Source organism: Corynebacterium hylobatis, assembly GCF_003955685.1.
GTDB classification, from domain to species: domain Bacteria; phylum Actinomycetota; class Actinomycetes; order Mycobacteriales; family Mycobacteriaceae; genus Corynebacterium; species Corynebacterium hylobatis.
The window spans coordinates 128,301-144,615 of the sequence record NZ_RXHJ01000006.1 but is presented as its reverse complement, the minus strand read 5'-3'; the positions used below and the strand labels follow the sequence as shown (position 1 = coordinate 144,615).

The 16,315-nt window shown below is 60.2% G+C and carries 13 protein-coding genes; 7 read left to right on the top strand and 6 right to left on the bottom strand.

Annotated elements, in window-relative coordinates; genetic code table 11:
* Positions 1-87: 87 nt before the first annotated feature.
* The 6 genes from EAH68_RS06405 to EAH68_RS06380 all read left to right on the top strand — a co-directional run bounded on the left by EAH68_RS06405 (position 88) and on the right by EAH68_RS06380 (position 7,741).
* Entirely contained in the window at positions 88-1,464 is a 1,377-nt protein-coding gene (locus EAH68_RS06405; protein WP_126120495.1) for an aldehyde dehydrogenase family protein, read from the top strand.
* A gap of 104 nt (positions 1,465-1,568) precedes the next feature.
* Positions 1,569-3,074 (top strand): bifunctional 3-(3-hydroxy-phenyl)propionate/3-hydroxycinnamic acid hydroxylase, encoded by a 1,506-nt coding sequence (locus tag EAH68_RS06400; protein ID WP_126120494.1) that lies wholly within the window; start codon positions 1,569-1,571, stop codon positions 3,072-3,074.
* A gap of 30 nt (positions 3,075-3,104) precedes the next feature.
* Positions 3,105-4,043, top strand: a complete 939-nt coding sequence (locus EAH68_RS06395) for a VOC family protein (protein ID WP_126120493.1) — start codon at positions 3,105-3,107, stop codon at positions 4,041-4,043.
* A gap of 91 nt (positions 4,044-4,134) precedes the next feature.
* Entirely contained in the window at positions 4,135-5,151 is a 1,017-nt protein-coding gene (locus tag EAH68_RS06390) for a fumarylacetoacetate hydrolase family protein (RefSeq protein WP_126120492.1), read from the top strand.
* Positions 5,152-5,180: 29 nt separating this feature from the next.
* Positions 5,181-5,762 (top strand): cupin domain-containing protein, encoded by a 582-nt coding sequence (locus EAH68_RS06385; protein WP_206436364.1) that lies wholly within the window; start codon positions 5,181-5,183, stop codon positions 5,760-5,762.
* Positions 5,759-7,741, top strand: a complete 1,983-nt coding sequence (locus EAH68_RS06380) for an acetoacetate--CoA ligase (RefSeq protein ID WP_126120490.1) — start codon at positions 5,759-5,761, stop codon at positions 7,739-7,741. The genes EAH68_RS06385 and EAH68_RS06380 overlap by 4 nt, the downstream gene beginning before the upstream one ends.
* 103 nt (positions 7,742-7,844) lie before the next feature.
* Here the strand turns inward: EAH68_RS06380 and EAH68_RS06375 are convergent, their stop codons facing one another.
* The gene (locus tag EAH68_RS06375) at positions 7,845-8,621 is read right to left on the bottom strand and encodes an SDR family NAD(P)-dependent oxidoreductase (RefSeq protein ID WP_126120489.1); all 777 of its coding nucleotides are present in this window, start codon (positions 8,619-8,621) and stop codon (positions 7,845-7,847) included.
* 214 nt (positions 8,622-8,835) lie between these two features.
* On the opposite strand from EAH68_RS06375, the gene EAH68_RS06370 reads away from it, so the two are divergent.
* Entirely contained in the window at positions 8,836-10,449 is a 1,614-nt protein-coding gene (locus tag EAH68_RS06370; RefSeq protein WP_126120488.1) for an FAD-binding oxidoreductase, read from the top strand.
* A gap of 291 nt (positions 10,450-10,740) precedes the next feature.
* On the opposite strand, the gene EAH68_RS06365 is transcribed toward EAH68_RS06370, so the two are convergent.
* The 5 genes from EAH68_RS06365 to EAH68_RS06345 form a co-directional block, all read right to left on the bottom strand.
* Positions 10,741-11,538: an ATP-binding protein gene (locus EAH68_RS06365; protein ID WP_126120487.1), complete on the bottom strand. Its 798-nt coding sequence runs from the start codon at positions 11,536-11,538 to the stop codon at positions 10,741-10,743.
* A 3-nt stretch (positions 11,539-11,541) separates the two neighbouring features.
* A complete protein-coding gene (locus tag EAH68_RS06360; protein ID WP_126120486.1) occupies positions 11,542-12,384 on the bottom strand; it encodes a Mu transposase domain-containing protein in 843 nt (280 codons plus the stop codon).
* A gap of 33 nt (positions 12,385-12,417) precedes the next feature.
* Positions 12,418-13,161, bottom strand: a complete 744-nt coding sequence (locus tag EAH68_RS06355; RefSeq protein ID WP_164546416.1) for a DDE-type integrase/transposase/recombinase — start codon at positions 13,159-13,161, stop codon at positions 12,418-12,420.
* A gap of 535 nt (positions 13,162-13,696) precedes the next feature.
* On the bottom strand, positions 13,697-14,665 hold the full coding sequence (locus tag EAH68_RS06350) for a helix-turn-helix domain-containing protein (RefSeq protein ID WP_126120484.1): 969 nt from the start codon (positions 14,663-14,665) through the stop codon (positions 13,697-13,699).
* A gap of 133 nt (positions 14,666-14,798) precedes the next feature.
* Positions 14,799-16,061, bottom strand: coding sequence for an NADH:flavin oxidoreductase (locus EAH68_RS06345; protein WP_164546415.1), 1,263 nt, complete (start codon positions 16,059-16,061; stop codon positions 14,799-14,801).
* Positions 16,062-16,315 lie beyond the last annotated feature (254 nt).

Below are 16,315 nucleotides of genomic sequence, written 5' to 3'. Positions count from 1 at the left end.
CTGGAAAAGTAGATCATTAAATGCTGTTCGAAACGCACCGTTTCCATTATACTGAACGTGACCCTCATCTCAAGCAGGAAGGCAGATATGACCCTCGCAACAATTAACCCCACCACCGGAGCCACCGAGGTGCTGGTGAAAAGGCATGATCGCGTCGAGACGCTCGAGCGGATCGACGAAGCTGATGTCGCGGCGCGGAAGCTGCGCTCGACGACCTTCGAGCAGCGGGCCCGGTGGATGCACGCTGCGGCCGACATCCTCACCGACCAGGCTGAAGGTCTGGGAGAGCTGATCACTGTGGAGATGGGCAAGCCCATCCAGCAGTCCGTAGCTGAGGTGCATAAGTCGGCCAAGGCCATGCGTTTCTATGCGGACCATGCCGAGGAATTTCTCGCTGAGGTCCCCCTGGAGGATCCGGCAGTGGTCGGCGCCTCCCGGGCCTGGACCTGCTATGAGTCGCTGGGTGTGGTGCTCGCCGTCATGCCCTGGAACTATCCGATCTGGCAGGTGGTCCGGTTTGCTGCTCCTGCCCTGATGGCGGGCAATGCGGGGCTGCTCAAGCATGCCTCGAATGTGCCGCAGGCTGCGCTCTTTTTCGACACCCTCTTCGAGCGGGCGGGTTTCCCCGGCGGTTCTTTCCGGACCCTGCTGATCGGTGGCTCGGAGGTGGCTGACGTGCTGTCCGATCCCCGGGTCAAGGCGGTCACTCTCACCGGATCCGAGGCTGCCGGTCGCTCGGTTGCCTCGATCGCTGGTGACAATATTAAGAAATCCGTCCTGGAGCTCGGTGGTTCCGACCCCTTCATCGTGATGCCCTCAGCAGATATTGCGTCAGCTGCCGTCACTGCGGTGCGGGCGCGTATCAGTAACAATGGGCAGTCCTGTATTGCGGGCAAGCGTTTTATTGTCCATACGGACGTCTACGAGGAATTTGCCGAGGCATTCGTCGCGCATATGTCGGCCCTGGTGGTCGGTGACCCGCTTGATCCTTCCGTGGATGTCGGCCCCCTGGCGACCCGGGGTGGACGTGACGATCTGATGGAACTGGTGGATGACGCGGTGGCTAAGGGTGCAGAGGTCCTGGTGGGAGGATATGTGCCCGAAGGGGACGGATTCTTCTATGCGCCCACCATTCTCGCCGGACTCGATGGCAGCATGCGGGTGGTGCAGGAGGAGACCTTCGGTCCTGTCGCTTCCCTGTATCGCGCTGAGAGCGCTGAGGATGCGCTACGCATTGCCAATCAGACCTCTTTCGGTCTGTCCAGCTCGGTCTGGTCAACTGAGCCGGAGGAGCAGTCGTGGTTCCTGCGGAATCTTGATGCGGGGGCCGTGTTCATTAACGGCATGACCGTCTCCTACCAGGAACTGCCCTTCGGGGGTATCAAGCGCTCGGGTTACGGTCGGGAGCTGGCTGCTGACGGTATCCGGGAGTTCTGCAACCTGAAGACCGTGTGGAAGGCCTGACGGTACAGCCATTTTTGGCGAGATTCACCTCACCCCTTGTGCTTGGGTGTGACCCGCCCTACAATCGATACGAAACGAACCGAACCGAATCTGAAGGGGTAGCCATGACAGGCACTTTCGATGCAGACGTAATAGTGATTGGCGGTGGACCCGTCGGGGTGACAGCCCTGGCCATGCTCGGCCAGCGGGGGCTGACCGCCATCGGTGTGGAGAAGAGTTCCGACGTCTGGCCCACCGCTCGCGCCGTGCATTTCGACGGGGAAGCTTTCCGGATGTTGCAGTCGCTCGGCATCACCGAGAAACTGGCCGATACCACCCGCCCGATGAACTCCATGCACATCCAGAATGAGGCGCAGGAGATCCTCGTCTCCGTCCCGACCGGGCGCTTCGGGACCCAGGCGTGGCCCGATGACCTCACTTTCCACCAGCCGGATCTTGAGCGTGTACTGCGGGAGGCCATCGCTGAACTGACCGGGATTGAACTGCGCTGTGGTGTCACGGCCGAGGGAGTCAGGAACATACCGGGTGGTGTGGAGGTGACCACAATTGATCGGGACGGAGCAGAACGGATCCTCCGGTCACGGTGGGTCATCGCGTCTGACGGTGCTCGTTCGTCAGTCCGGAGGTCCCTGGGTATTGAGGGTGACAAGTTCGGTGACGACGCAGACTGGGTGGTGGTGGATGGTCACCTGAAGGACAGTCCCGGTTACGAGGACGACATGGTCTTCATCTGCCACCACACCCGGCCTGCCATGTGGGTCCGTCTTCCCGGCACCCGGGTGCGCATGGAGTTCATGCTCCTGGACGGTGACGACCGCGATGAGATAGTCACCCCGGAAGCCATCGAGCGCATCAGTCGCGGAGTCCTGCCAGCCGCAAACTTCACTGCTGAGCGACAGGCCATCTACACGTTTCGGGGACGTATCGCCCAGCGATGGAGAGAAGGCAACATCTTCCTCGCCGGCGATGCTGCGCATCAGGCTCCGCCGTGCTTCGGCCAGGGGCTCTGCGCCGGAATCCGGGATATCGCCAACCTGGTCTGGAAACTTGACCTGGTTAAACGCGGGGTGGAGGACGTCGCTCTACTGGACACCTACGAAACGGAACGCAAACCGCACGCCAGGTTCTGGGTTGAGCAGGCGGTCAAAGCAGCAGATTTCCTCCAGACCCTAGATCCGGAGGCGGCCCGCCGGCGGGACGCCTTCATTCGGGCCAACCCTGCGGAAGCCGCCCCGGTTTCTCCTCCGCTGGGACCCGGCCTGCACGACGGTGAAGCCAATCCCTGGGCCGGACAGCTAAGCCCCCAGCCGATCCTGGCCGATGGCGTACGCCTCGATGAACTCGTCGGGCTTCGTTTCGCCCTCGTGGTTGACCCCGAACTGTACAGCGGGGCTGATGTGGATCTGCGCCAGCAGCTCGAGTCCGGTGAAGAGGTCACCGTGATCCGGCAAACGGCAGAGGTCGCTTCCCTGCTGGAGGATCTTGATACCCGGGCCGTCCTCATTCGACCCGACCGTCATGTCCTCGGCGTCGCGGATTCGCCTGCTGAATTCGACCGGTTGATCCGCCATCTCCCCGGCCTGGCGGTCGAAACCGTCCAGAATGCATGACCCACTCACTTCATATTCAAGGAGAACATCATGTCCTTCAGTCCGATCACTCATCTACGCCACTTCGATCTCGCGGTTCCGGACTATCACAAGCAGGTGGAGTTCTACGGTAAGCACTGGGGTCTGACGGCCACCACCGACGGCTCCGATCTCACCTATTTCGCCGCTGAAGGTTCCCCCGAGCAGTACGTGGTGCGCGTGCGCAGGGCAGATGACAAGCGTCTCGACTTGGTTTCTTTCGGTGCTGCCGACCGGCAGTCCGTCGAGAAGCTCGCCCAGGATCTTGCGGCCTCGGGTGTCCATCTGATCAACGAGCCCACCGACGTCCAGACTGCCGGTGGCGGATACGGCTTCCGCTTCTTCGATCTGGAGGGACGCACCATCGAGGTCTCCTCGGATGTCGAGGTACGGCAGCACCGCAAGATCGAGGAACGGGAGGATATCCCGGTCCGCCTGTCTCACGTGGTCCTCAACTCGCCTGAGCCCGAGAAGATGCGGGCCTGGTACGAGAAGCACCTCGGATTCCGACTGTCTGACACGCTGAACCATCCCCGGACCGGTGATCTCTTCTACTTTATGCGCTGCAACGCGCAGCACCACAGCATGGCCATTGCCCGTGGCCCCCACGCATCGCTGCAGCACGCATCCTTTGAGCTGCGTGGACTGGATGAGTACATGCGCGGCAGTGGCCGCATGATGCGGTCCGGTTGGCAGAAGCTGTGGGGTCCGGGCCGCCACCGGGCCGGTGACAACACCTTCACCTATTTCCTCGACCCCAACGGAAACACGATGGAGTACACCACTGAGCTGGAGACGGTGGAGGAGGACACCTGGCACCCCTCCGTCTTCAACGTCAAGGAATCCGAGACCTCCGACCAGTGGGGAACGGCCAACGACATGGACGACTTCATTACGCGGGAGATGTTCAATGATCCGGACAAGGGCCTCTACGTGGCCCCTCCGGTTTAAGACTCAGGGATTTCCTGGGCATGGCGGGGTGTGATCACACCCCGCCATGAATTGGCAAACATCAAACAGACAATTTTCTAGGAGTACGTACATGAAACTGGGACGAATTGCAGTACAGACACCTGATGGTGAACAGATCAGAGTGGTGGCGGTCGAACCCGAGGCAGGCAGGGTCATTGATCTCGCCCGGGCCTATGCTCTGACCCTGCAGCGCAGGGGCGCCACCGCGGAGCGGGCGCGCGAGGTCGCGCAGAACGTGTTCCCGGGCAGTCTGTCCCGGGGAATTGCCGCTGGCGAAGCGTTCCTCGAACTGGCCCGTGAAGCTCTCGATGCAGCTGACGACGCCTCGCTTCCCCTAGCTGAGGTCGAGTGGCGGGCGGCAGTTGACCCGCCGGTGATTCGCGACGGACTCACGTTCGGTACCCACATCGAGAACTACTTCAAGAACGTGGTGCATTCCAAGCCTGTCCGAGCCGTCTATGAACGGCCCGGTTTTTTCAAGGGATCGACGGCAACGGTGTACGGCACCGACCAGACCATTCCCTACCCCGACATCTCCGAGAAACTCGATTACGAGCTGGAGATCGGCTACATCGTGGGCAAGCCGGGAAGGAACCTGACGCCGGACGAAGCGATGGACCATATCTTCGGCATCACCATCTTCAACGACTGGAGCCTGCGGGATGTCCAGGCACTCGAGGGCCCCATCGGTATGGGGGCCCAGCACAGTAAGGACTTTGCCTACGGCATCGGACCGTGGATCACCACCATGGACGAGATTGACTCTATTGAAGGGCTCAAGGGCCAGGTTCGGGTCAACGGTGAGGTCTGGTCCGACACCCGGGTCGAGAATTTCGTCTACACCCCCGCCGAGTTGGTGGCCTACGTCTCCATCTTCGACGGACTCCAGCCAGGGGATCTCATCGGCTCCGGAACGATGGGATTCGGTGCCGGTGTGGAGATCAACCGCTTCCTGCAGCCGGGTGATGTAGTCGAGCTTGAGCTGGAAGGAGTCGGCACGCTGCGGAATCCGGTGGCCAACCAGAAAGAGACACCCCCGTGGTGGCCAACCCCGCGCCCCTACCCCTTTGATGACGAGGAGAACTGACCATGACTCGACGACCTGTACGCCGGGTGGTGACCGGGCACAATGACTCCGGTGAGGCCATCATCCTTTCTGATGGCCCTGCCCCCAACAGTTTTGAATCCCCTTCCATCCCCGGTTTCGGTGCGACCGTGCCCTGGTGGACAGAGGACGTACCTATCGACCACGTGAGGGATAACGACCCTGCCACCGCTGCTACGGAGATCCCGTCCTTCCCTGGTCCGGGCGAGACAATTTTCCGGATCGCCGATTTTCCCCCGGACTCCGTGTATCCCGATGAAGCTGATTCAGTGATCTTCAACGAACTGGACGGGCATGATGAGGCAGAGGCCGGCAACCAGCACAGCGCGGGCAAGCACTTCTGGTTCCACCGCACAGATTCTCTGGATTATGCCGTGGTACTCGACGGAGAGATCACTCTCCTGGTGGATGAAGGGGAAGCGACTCTTCGTGCGGGGGACGTGGCAATCCAGCGCGCCACCAGCCATGCGTGGTCCAACCGGACAGACAAGACCGCTCGGGTGCTGTTCGTCCTGATCGGCACCCCGCCGCAGTCAGCAGCGGAGATTGCTGAATTGCGGCGTTCTGCCGGGGTGAAGACAGGAGTGTCATGATCATCGACAAAGAGGCCGCGTTCGGTGAGGTTATCTGGACCCCCGATCAGGGCACGATTGATTCTTCGGCAGTGACGCAGTTCGTGACCTATCTGCAGGGCCATGACATCACCATCGGCGAGACCTACGACGACCTGTGGCAGTGGTCAGTTGATGCACCGGAACGCTTCTGGGAACTCTTCGCCGAGTTCTCCGGTGTTCGGCTTGGCGGGCCGACCGGCCCCGTCCGCACTGACGAGTCCATGCCGCACACCCGGTGGTTTCCGGGGCGTACCGTCAACTTCGCCCGACACCTTCTGGACGGGCGGAGTGGCACCGCTCTGGTGGCAGTTTCGGAAGATGGGCAGACCAGGGAGACCAGCTGGGAGGGGCTGCGCCAAGAAGTGGCAGCACTGGCCCAGCACCTGCGGTCGGTGGGCGTCCAGGCTGGCGACCGGGTGGTGGCAGTTCTGCCTAATATCACTGAGTCTGTGGTGGGACTGCTGGCCACCTCTTCTATCGGAGCCGTCTGGTCGATCTGTGCCCCGGAGTTCGGACCCGGAGCGGTGATCTCCCGCTTCTCCCAGCTCAAGCCGAAAGTTATCATTGCTGCTCCGGGTTATGTCCTCAACGGCAAGAACCGGGACTGCCGGGCGGCGCTTGCCGAGATATTCGCCGGGCTTCCCGATCTTGAGCATGTCATCTGGGTCAGTGAACATACGGACGTGCCGGTTCCCGACCCATTTGTTTCTTCCCTGAAATGGGAGCAGTTACCAACCGACGCCGTGGAGCTTATTTACGCTGAGGTGGATTTCAGCCACCCGTTGTGGGTGCTCTTTTCCTCGGGGACCACGGGCAAACCTAAGGGAATTGTGCACGGCCACGGGGGTGCGCTTCTCGAGCTGCTCAAAATGCTCACTTTCCATACTGAATTACAGCCAGGAGACCGCTACCTGAATGTGGCTTCCACCAGCTGGGTTCTCTGGAACGCACTGGTTGGTGCCCTCGGTGTGGGAGCCACTGCCGTCCTGGTCGACGGCAACCCCACTTTCCCGTCGGTGGATCGGGTCTGGGAGGTGGCAGCGGCCACCCACACTGCAGCTTTGGGCGTCAGCGCCGGTTTCATCCACGCCTGCGCCAAGACGGAACTGGATCCGGCGACCACCCATGACCTGTCGCAACTACAGTGTCTGCAGGTCACAGGTTCCCCACTATCCGTGGATGGGTTCCGATGGGTGTACTCCCATGTGGGTGACGTCTGGCTCGCCTCGATGAGTGGAGGGACTGACATCGTTTCGATCTTCGTGGGCGGTTCATCTACTCTCCCGGTCCACTCTGGTTTTATCCAGGCACCGGCGCTAGGAGTCCGCGTGGAGTCCTGGGACATGGACGGGGACCCCACCCAGGGCAAGGGAGAACTCGTGGTTACCTATCCCATTCCCTCCATGCCCCTCTATTTCTGGGGAGATGAGAACGGGGAAAGGTACCACGACAGCTATTTTTCAACCTTTCCCGGAATGTGGCGGCACGGAGACATTATCGAGTTCAGCGCATCGGGCATTCTCATCCACGGACGCTCGGATTCGACTCTGAACCGTAACGGCCTACGTCTGGGCTCAGCCGATATCTACACGGTGGTTGAGGCTCTCCCGGAAATCACGGAAGCAATGGTCGTGGGGGCCGAGATCGGCGCTGAGGGTTATTACATGCCACTTTTCGTTCAGGTGGCGCCCGGCATTGAGGAGGAGGATGCCCGCCACGCGATCATCTCGGCTATCCGCCTCCAACTCTCACCCCGCTATCTGCCGGACGAGATCATCCCTGTGCGCGGCATCCCCCACACGCGGACGGGTAAGAAACTGGAAGTGCCCGTCAAGCGACTTATCCAGGGTGCTTCCCTGGGGGAAGTGGCTGATTTGGGGGCAGTCGACGACCCGGGGCTGTTGGAAGAGTACGCATCTATCGCACAACAGCGGAGTACGGCGCTCAATCTGGTCTGAGTTGGAAGAAGCCGGGCAGGAGTCTGCCGGACTCAGGAATACGGAGTTGCGGCCACAACCATGATCGGTTGTGGCCGCAACTGCTTGCCCGGGTGGCGTCGGCCTACATGATCGCGCTGGCGCCTCCGTCCACAACCAGGTTGGTTCCGGTAACCCACTGCGCTTCGTCAGAAGCCAGATAGAGTCCGGCATAAGCTACAGCGCGGGGGTCGCCGGGCTTTCCGTCAATCGTGCGCTCGATGACGGGTGCTACGGGCGCCTGCTCCCCGAACTGCTCGAACATGGCCAGGACGGGTGGAGTCGCCATGACACCGGGGCTCACGCAGTTGACCCGGATACCCTCGGCCATTCCTTCCGCCGCCAGCTGTCGGGTAAGACCGATCACTGCACCTTTCGCTGCGGCATGCGCGGCCTGAGGCAGGGAGCGGACACCCTGGATGCCGGCTCCGGAACCGATGTTGACGATGGTGCCTCCCACTGCAGCCAGATGTGGCCACGCAGTCTGGCAGGCGTGCCAGACCAGGTGCAGCTCATTCTGGATGGTGAACAGATAATCTTCTTCACTGGTCTGGGCAAACGGGGCGAACCGGGGAAGGCTGGCATTGTTGTAGAGTACATCGATCCGCCCATGGCGTTCAGCGGCCTCGGCTACCCACTTCTCAATATCTTCTTGTCGGCTCAGATCCACAGGAGCACTGGATTCGATCAAACCCCCCTCAGACTCCACAAGCCGAACCGTCTCCGCGGCACTGTCGGGGTTGAGATCACATCCCACCACCGTGGCCCCTTCCTGGGCGAACAGCTGCGCGGTCACGCGGCCCATTCCACCGCCGATCCCCGTCAGCAGCACTACTTTTCCTTCCAAACGACCAACGCTCATGGTGTTTCTCCATTTCATTCGATTGTGCCGGTGATTTCATGCAACCACGGTGGCACCCCAATCCCCTGGGCTCCGGAAGGATGGTGCAGTCCGCGCACACTTCTATGCGCTGGCTGCACCAACCAGGGCGAGGCCTCCTATCCCCCTATGGTGCACGGCACGATAAAAGGAAGTCGTGACGCCAGTCACTGAACTTCGAAGGAGATGATGAGTAATGACTACCGTCCCTGTAACTTCAGCCCGTCCCGTGCCACCCGGAGTCACTGAGGCCGAGCTGGAGCGCGCACTGACTGCGTTCGCAACCGCCATCGGTCAGGAGAAGGTCACCGACGATCCCAAGGCTCTGCAGGACTTCCAGGACCCGTACCAGGTTCCGGGTGCCGCCATGAATGTCCCGTCCGCAGTCGTTAGTCCCGCCTCCACCGAGGACGTCCAGGCAATTGTTCGAATCGCCAACGAGCATCGCATTCCGCTGTGGCCCATCGGCAGGGGAAAGAACAACGGGTACGGGGGTGCTGCGCCCCAGGTACGAGGTTCCGTGATGGTTTCTTTCAAGGAGATGAACCGTGTGCTCGAAATCAATGAGGAGCTCGGTTACGCGCTCCTTGAACCGGGCGTGAGCTGGTACGACCTGCACGACGCCATCAAGGAGGGAGGTCATGATCTCGTCGCCTCCATCGTTGACGTCGGCTGGGGAGGAGTTGTCTCTAACACCCTTGACCATGGTCTGACCTACATGCCGTACTCGATCGATCAGGCATCCCACTGTGGATTCGAGGTTGTTCTCCCCAACGGCGACCTCATGCGGACTGGGTCGGGAGCGATGGACAACAACCCCACCTGGCCACTGTACAAGCGTGGTCTCGGACCGACCTCCACCGAGATGTTCATGCAGTCCAACTACGGCATCGTCACGAAAATGGGTTACTGGCTGATGCCCAAGCCCGAGGTGTACATGCCGCTGTGGCTGCGCTCCTGGGATGATGCTCAGATGCCGGCACTGGTTGATGCCTTGCGGGAACTGATGCTCGCCGGAACAATCAACATGCGTCCGCAGCTGTCTAATACTCTCATCATGGCCTCGATGCTTACTGACCGTGCTCAGTGGTACGACGGCCCCGGGCCCGTGCCCGAGGATGTCATCGACAAGATAGCGAATGAACTGGGTCTGGGCCGGTGGATGATGCGTTTTGCGTTGTACGGTGATGAAACAGTGGTTGACCACAATTTCGCCAAGATCAAGGCACGTTTCCTGCAGATCCCGGGGGTTGAGATCTGGGGTGAGAAATATGGTGCGGACGAATGGGAGACGCTGCCCAACCCCCACGAGCAGGTGATGATCGGTGTGCCCAACAACGACCTGTACCGCATGGCCAGCTGGGCGGGAGGTGAAGAGGGCGGACACGTCGACTTCTCCCCGGTCATCCCCCTCACAACGCAGCATGCAGAAGCCGCTCAGAAACTGATGATGGAGATGTGTGCGGAAGCCGGGCTCGATTATCTGGGCGGCATGCTGCCGATCAACGGTCGCTCGACCACCTTCATCAATGTAATCCCGTTCGACACCAAGGACCCGGAGCAGGTGGAGAAGGCCTACACGGCAGCGAAGCGGATGGTGGCAAAGGCCGGCGAACTCGGTTATGGAGAGTACCGCGCCCATCTGTCGTTCATGGACCTCGCTGCCGATCAGTTCGGTTTCAATGATCATGCTCAGCGACGCTTCAATGAGTCCATCAAGGACACGCTCGATCCGAATGGGATCATTGCTCCTGGTAAATCCGGTATCTGGGGCACCCGCATGCGTGAGGCAGGCTTTCCCCAGAGCTAACAGGGCTCCCCGAAGCCTTCTTTCGGTGACCATATCCGGCATCCTCCTGATTGTGAGCTGCCGTCCGTAAAGACACTGTGCCGGAAAGAAGAACCCCGTGAACCTGATGTGAATGAACTGGTCCACGGGGTTCTTCTGGTGAACAGTATCCTCTGGGCCACCTTCCATACTTGGTTACACGGTCCTGAGACGGCAGGAAATCTGAGTGACCTGCGCTTGTTTCGGGGACCGGGGATATGGTGAAGCGGTACCGCAGGTCTGAACCTCCGGTACCGCTGTTTTCACCCCCTCCTATCGTTCTGCGCGTCGCAGATGCCTCGGAATCGTGGTATTGCGATAAGGATGATCCACGTTCAGGTCCGTACGTGTGCGCATATCCTCTCCCCGCAGCCGTAGCAGCAGACCATTATTCGACAGCCTGCTCAACACCGCATCCGCCACAGCAGAATCCGTGAACACCGAGTACCAGTACTCTGGTTGGTGCTGGCTGGCCAGCACCGTCGAGGAATTCTCCCGGGCGACCAGGAGATTGAAGACCTGGAACAACGCATGGTCAGACACCGTCGTTGCCAGAAAATCATCTAGTACCAGCAACGCCGGCTTGACCAGCGACGCCAGGAACTCTTTACGCGCGGCGGGGTTGACTGCCAACGCGTCGAAGTCATCAGCCAGATCCGCCAGCCGGTAATAGCGGGTGGGAAACTGCGACCGGCAGGCATGAACCCCGAGTGCCTGGGCGAGGTAGCTTTTCCCGGTGCCGGTCGCCCCGATGAGCAGCAGATCCTGACCGTGGACGATCCAGTCACACGAGGCCAGACGATTGATCCGGTCTGCGGTGATCCCACGGTCGGTGGTGGTGTCAAAACGCTCCAGGGCCGCAGCCGTGGTGTTGAGGCCGGCTTCTTTCATGAGTTTCTCGATCCGCCGACTGTCCCGGGCATCACGTTGGGCATACAGGGCCTGTTTGATCTTGCCTTCGAAACTGTCGTGGTCACGGGCCGGGTCGTCGATGATCTCCTGGATTACGCGTCCGAATTCAGTCATCCGTAGTTCCTTGAACAGTTCCATGTCTTCCTGGGTCAGTGTCATCGGTTAGTTCACCTCCTTGAAGGTGAAGGCACCGGCGCCACGGACATTCGGGTTGTCCCCCGGACGGGCCACCACCCGGGCAGGGGTGGTGGCCGGGGTGGACGCACCCGGGGTCGTCGACGCTGCGGGGTCGGTGGGTTCTACCGTGACTGGGGGATGTTTGCGATGATCGGTCAGCTGCTCTTTGATCCTGCGTACCGACGGCACCTGGCGGGTGCGGATGATGACGTCGCAGGCCTGCTCGAGTTCACTGCGGGAGAAATCCTTCGACAGTGCCAGCACCGCAAGGCAGCTATTATAGGCCTGAGCTTCGACTTTCCTGGCGTTAAACATCTGCTCGATGACCGCGAAGGTAGAAGCTCCTATACTTCCCGCCCACTGCTCGATGCGTTGCCTGTCCCACCGAGTACGCAGATCCTGATGCGAGGGTGGCACGTGTTCATCGAGGGTGGAGTACTGGAAATTGCGGGGGCCTTTCCGGTGCCGGGCGACGATCTCGGTGTCGTGGATGATGTCGATGGCGTCGTCCAGGATGCAGGTCTCGACGGTTTTCCCCGCCAACTGCCACGGCACGGAGTAGAAGTGGTTGTCGACCCTGATGTGGTAGTTCATCCCCACCTTGGACTTACGCCACACGGCCCAGGACCAGGGACGATCGGGTAGCGGCAGCAACTGATCACGTTCATACTGCTCAAACAGCTGCCACCGCGATTGGGACCGGCCGCGGAACTGATCCCGGTGGTTGATCCACTCCACCTGCTCAGCGATTGCCTCGTTGCATTCCTCCAGGCTGAAGAAACTCCGGTCGGCCAGGTACTCGATGATCCAGCGCTCAGCGATGTCCACGCTCTTTTCCACATGAGCTTTGTCTTTGGGGGTCTAGGAACGCGCGGCGACGGCACCGAAGCCGAAGTGGGTGCTGAACTTGAAGTATTCATCAGTCAGATCCCTCACCCGGGTGCCCTGGGCCACCTGGGACGTCGCGGTCGCGGCATTATCAGGGATGACCACCCTGGGGACGCCACCGAAATAGCGGAAGGCCTGCTGGTGGGAGGCCAACCAGTTACGCATCCGCATATCCAGACATCCGCAGGCGTAGATCATCCCGGAGTGCGGCAGGCTCGCGACAAACAGGTAGACCCGGTAGCGCTGCGACGACAACGGATCAACCACCGTCATCGTCTCGCCGGCCCAGTCGACCTGCATGTTCTCCCCCGGAAGGTGGTCGAGTTGGGTGGTCAGTTCGTGTTCGTGGACGTAGTCGTCGAACAGGGAGCAAAACTGCGGGTAGGAGTAGAACTCCAGACCGGGTGCGGCGGGAAGTTTCCGGTAGCGTTCCCACTCGACTTTGCGGGTGATGCGGGTGCGGGTTTTCCGGCGGTGGGCGATGGCCTCGAAATCCGGTTGGACGAACCTACCAGGGTCGCGTCGTCGGTGATCGGGGAACAAGATCTCCAGGTCGGTGGTGCTCAGGGCTGTGATGTCTGCGGCTGAGAAGCCCTGGGCATCCAGGACGGTTCGGGCGTGACTGATGGTGCGGCGGGAGCATCCCAGGTATGAGGCGATCTGGGTGTAGGACCTGCCGTCGTGCAACCACAGCAAAATTGACCGGTAGTCGGTCATCTGCGGGTCTCCTTTGTTGACCATACGGCTTGCGCGTCCACTGTGCGCAAGCCGTCGGTCACAGGATCGCAGCTCATTACCCCCGGTACCCGATGAGCAGAACAGAGGTACCCGATCCCCAGAACATCAGTACCAATTACCCGCGCGCGTCAATCTGAGCCTGGTGGCGTCACCCCTCCGGTGCAGAAGGGAAGGGGAGGAGGTTCTTGATGGTATTCCCGTAGTTGTCCAGGTGAAGAGCATGCCGCAGGCACATCTCTGTTTTGAGTCCGTTCGCATCCGTTGCGTTGATAGTTTCCTCACTCCAGCGGGCAAATACCCTCTTCCATCGTGGTAAAGAGGCTGGAGATCGACATCGTCCATGTCGGCAGTTTGTTGGATCACGAAAGAAGCCAGGGTCTGCACGCAGGAGGGGTGCAAACCCTGGCGATTCTGGTGGCGCGGTGGGGGCCAACATGCCCAGGATGTTTCTCCTAATGAGTCACAACCACTTCCACGGACTGAATGCCTGCTCCAGGCCGGTAATTATCGCCCATCACTGGTAAGAATCTCCTGTGATTTCCGAGATCTGGCGGGCCTCTCGTGGGGCATAACCGAACCTCTCACGGAAGGCCCTGCTGAAGCTCCCTGGGTTGCGGTATCCCCATTTCACGGCGATTGTGGAAACTGGAGTGGCCGGTGAGCACCGCAACTCTTCAGACGCGCCTTCCAGACGTCGTTGGCGGATCCAGGCCGATACACCGGACCCGGAGGAAGCGAAGAGCTTATGGACGTAGCGGGTGGACACGAAATGGGCCTGCGCGATCTTCTCCGGACCAAGATGGGGGTCATCCAGGTGCTCCATCGCGTACAGCTGCATGCGTGTGAAAAGATCTTCCGGATGAGAGTGTCCGGAAACGATCTCCTCCTCGTCGAAGAGACAGTTGAGCATCGACAAGAGCATTTCTGCGGCGCTGTTTCCGTCACGTAGCGGAAGGCGACTGCTGCTGGACACTGTCCGGGCCAGGTTGATGAGAAATGGAGCGGCAAGCAGAGAAAGTCGACCCTCGTCTCTACCTACCCGGGTTGCCGTATGCTGAGTGATCTTGTTTGCATGCCCTCCGATGAACCACTTGGGCACACTGAAAACCAGGACCTCAAAGTTCTCCCGGCTCTCGAACACCGAGGGCGAAGACGTGTCCTGACAGGCCAGGTCTCCTGGTTGGAGAACACAACTCCGATCGTCCTGCTCGAGATGAACCACGCCCCTTATGAGCAGGTAAAGAAGGATGCACTGGGGGTCAGCTGCGGTGATCATGCCGGGAGTACGCGTTACCCGGTGGGGGAGGCCCTGGATGAACCGAATTCCTACCGGCCCGATCTGGCCGCTGGCCAGGCGAAGATCAAGTGGAGCTACCCCCTCTGCTTCTATATGTATGGGGAAGAAGTGTTCGGCTATCCCACAGGACCAGTAGTTCTGGCGATCGTGCGGGGGAACGGAACGGGTATCTAAGACGCTACTCATCGTCTCACCATGATTTTTCCTGTGAAGCGCATGACTGCGGTGAATTAGGCACCGTCAGGGCGTGAGGCCCGTCCTCTTCAATGGTCAGCAGTGCTGATTAATAGTATGCAGACCGTGACTGAAGAGCCGTAGCTCACTGGGGAATCTTGGAATTCTGTCGTGCGGATGCCAGCTTATCGGCGACTCCCATCAGGGTCGGCGACCCCGCGGCAGTGATCAGAAGATCTTGAACCGGCCGCTTGAGCTTGACGGAGAGGGGTTCACGCACACCCGTCTGCACTGCTTCCCGACCAGTTTCGGGATTCTTATGGCAACGCACAGGGACGTTGAGGATGAGTCGCCGCAGGCAGGAGTTGGCATGGTCGCACCAGATGATCTCGTCATCACGGCCTTCCAGGACCTTCGTGGGGAAATCAGGGTCCGCAAGCATCTGGCGGGCCAGCATGATTCCGTCTCCATAACCCGCCGCAATCGCCTGGGCACCCTGCTGAGGCTTGTAGGTGCTGCTGAGTAGGAGGGGGACATCAGGGATTGCATCGCGGAACGCCTGCGGTTCGCCATGTTTGATCATGACACCTGATTCCGAGGTGACATTATAGTTCATGGACTCGTAGTTGCCGTCAGTCAGTGCGATATACCCCAGTCCTTCCCGGGCAATGACAGCAGCAACTTCGGCGAATCCCTCTGGGCCCTGGCCATCCTCCAGATGGTCGTTCGCACTCATTCTCACGCCCACTGGATAATCTGGCCCCACCTCAACTCGGATTGCGTGCACAGCGTCAGCGAGGATCCGGGCACGGTTCTCCGCGCTTCCTCCGTACTCGTCTTTGCGCCAGTTGGTACGGGGGGTGAGGAACGAGGCGTAGAGGTAACGCATATGTGCGCCGAGTTCCACGCCGTCGAAGCCTGCCTTTTTCGCCCGGAGTACAGCGGCAACTGTCTGGCGCTGGATCTCCAGGATCTCTTCCTTAGTGATCTCCATCGGGGTCGGGTTGGTTCGACCACCGGGAATATAGAGTCCTTCAGGCAGGCGAGGGGCAGCCATGCGCACCGGCTTGGGGCTTGCCGCCTTGGTGGGTCTGTCATCACCGGGTACGCCCATCGCCCCAAAGCTGGGGAAGATCTGGGCGAAGACCGGGATGCCTTCTGCGTGCACGGCATCAACCAGTCGGGTCAGACCTGGGATGAACTTATCATGGTCAAAACGCAGAATTGGCTGGAATGGAGCCTCCATATACCCGCCCTCGGTGGCCACGGTTCCACCCACAATGATGAGGCCAGCTCCGCCTCGGGCGCGCCTGGTGAGGAACGCAATCGTCTGCTCACTGGGGTGCCCATCCACGGTGGGTTGAAGGACAGCCATGGGGCCAACGACGTAGCGGTTCTTGATCTCCACGTCGCCGATTCTCCAGGAACTGGACAATACTTCGGCTGCGGAGCGAAATTGGACAGACATGGGGGACTCCCTCGGAAAGAATAGAAGCGATGCAGATCACATCATACGGCTCGTATCGTATCTAATCAAGGGGTTGGTGAGGTTACGAAAGCAGGATCCGGACTTTGTAGTTATGTCCAGCGGGGATGACTGCTTGATATCTGGGCGGGGGCGGCTCCGCGGGGTGATTTTGGATAGGTCTCACGTGAAATCTG

Excerpts from the sequence above, each read along its gene's own strand:
- EAH68_RS06395 (WP_126120493.1), top strand. The coding sequence starts at position 3,105 with ATGTCCTTCAGTCCGATCACTCATCTACGCCACTTCGATCTCGCGGTT.
- EAH68_RS06375 (WP_126120489.1), bottom strand. The coding sequence starts at position 8,621 with ATGAGCGTTGGTCGTTTGGAAGGAAAAGTAGTGCTGCTGACGGGGATC.
- EAH68_RS06370 (WP_126120488.1), top strand. The coding sequence starts at position 8,836 with ATGACTACCGTCCCTGTAACTTCAGCCCGTCCCGTGCCACCCGGAGTC.
- EAH68_RS06390 (WP_126120492.1), top strand. The coding sequence starts at position 4,135 with ATGAAACTGGGACGAATTGCAGTACAGACACCTGATGGTGAACAGATC.
- EAH68_RS06405 (WP_126120495.1), top strand. The coding sequence starts at position 88 with ATGACCCTCGCAACAATTAACCCCACCACCGGAGCCACCGAGGTGCTG.
- EAH68_RS06365 (WP_126120487.1), bottom strand. The coding sequence starts at position 11,538 with ATGACACTGACCCAGGAAGACATGGAACTGTTCAAGGAACTACGGATG.
- EAH68_RS06355 (WP_164546416.1), bottom strand. The coding sequence starts at position 13,161 with ATGACCGACTACCGGTCAATTTTGCTGTGGTTGCACGACGGCAGGTCC.
- EAH68_RS06350 (WP_126120484.1), bottom strand. The coding sequence starts at position 14,665 with ATGAGTAGCGTCTTAGATACCCGTTCCGTTCCCCCGCACGATCGCCAG.
- EAH68_RS06400 (WP_126120494.1), top strand. The coding sequence starts at position 1,569 with ATGACAGGCACTTTCGATGCAGACGTAATAGTGATTGGCGGTGGACCC.
- EAH68_RS06380 (WP_126120490.1), top strand. The coding sequence starts at position 5,759 with ATGATCATCGACAAAGAGGCCGCGTTCGGTGAGGTTATCTGGACCCCC.